This window comes from Brachyspira pilosicoli (genome assembly GCF_019402445.1).
Taxonomy (GTDB): Bacteria; Spirochaetota; Brachyspiria; order Brachyspirales; family Brachyspiraceae; genus Brachyspira; species Brachyspira pilosicoli_B.
On record NZ_SRZM01000383.1, the window covers coordinates 1 to 1,239 of the forward strand.

Below are 1,239 nucleotides of genomic sequence, written 5' to 3' on the forward strand. Positions count from 1 at the left end.
TAATGAAGATTCTAAAGAAGAAACCAAAAAAGAAGATATTTTAAAAACTAACAGTAGTGTTTCAGTAAATAGTAAAACATATACTCCAAATAGTGCTGAGGCGGAATTATTATATATTACAAAAAGAGATTTAAATAAGCTTAAAAATAAAAAATCTACTTCTTTTGTACCTATTATAGTGATATTGGCTATATTAGTTATTTTTGCTGTTATATTTTTTAACATAGATAATATAAAATCTATATTTTCTTCAAACAAGAATAATAATAAAAGAGAAGTTGAGATAGCAAGAAATATTGTTGATAATAATGCTAGGCAGAATGTGAAATCTGGAGATATTATATATTTTAAGCCGCTTGGAATATCAGCTACTATTAAATTTAATAGTATAGGTAATGTTATTAGAATGAATATTAATGGTCAGGATTTATCTTTTTCTAAGAGCAATCCTATAATATTGGATTTGAATGGAAATGGAATTAATGATTTTAAGATAAGTATAATAGAAGTTTATGATAATTTAGCTACTGTAGAGATGGAAAAACTTGAAGAAAATCAGATGATTAATTCTGTTTATAACGAAGAAAATACTAATTATTTAAATGAAAATAATATTACTAATAATATGATTGTAACATCAGATGTAAAATTGCCTGTAATAGATGGAGAAACTTATATAGAACAAGACACTGAGAAATCAAATATTAGAATAGAGATAACTGCTAAACATTTTGTTTATTTAAGATATTTTATTGATTCTGGCGGACCTGCTACTACAAATCTTTTAAGCGGTAAAACATTATATTTAGAGGCTAGGGACGTTATGATGCTTACTATAGGTAATGCGGGTGAGGTTGTAGTTAAAGTTAATGGAAAGATAGTTGATGTGGGTGCTGCGGGAGAAACTGTCAATAAAACTATTAAGTGGACTAAGAATTTAAATGATTCTACTAAATATAATTTGATTATGACTGACACTAAATAATTATTTATTTTATGGACAATAGCTATATGTTTGAGTTTAGAGAGATATTTTGATGATAATGAAAATGAGTTAGTTATTGAAATTTATATTAATAATACAGATGATGAATATAATGTTTTTATATATTTTAGAAAAAAGGAAATGTTATAAAAATTATTCTAACAATTATGATGAATTAAATTTAGTATTTGAAAATAAAGATGCATTAATTAATAAAAATATAGAAATGAAATGCCAAGAGTAGTAAATATACC

The 1,239-nt window shown here is 24.3% G+C and carries 2 protein-coding genes; both read left to right on the forward strand.

The features are described from left to right. The coding region (locus tag E6A48_RS11080; RefSeq protein WP_219710336.1) for a DUF4115 domain-containing protein at positions 1-985 on the forward strand (985 nt) is incomplete at its 5' end. Between the two features lie 76 nt (positions 986-1,061). Beyond that, a complete protein-coding gene (locus E6A48_RS11085; protein ID WP_219710338.1) occupies positions 1,062-1,229 on the forward strand; it encodes a hypothetical protein in 168 nt (55 codons plus the stop codon). The last annotated feature ends 10 nt before the right edge of the window (positions 1,230-1,239 follow it).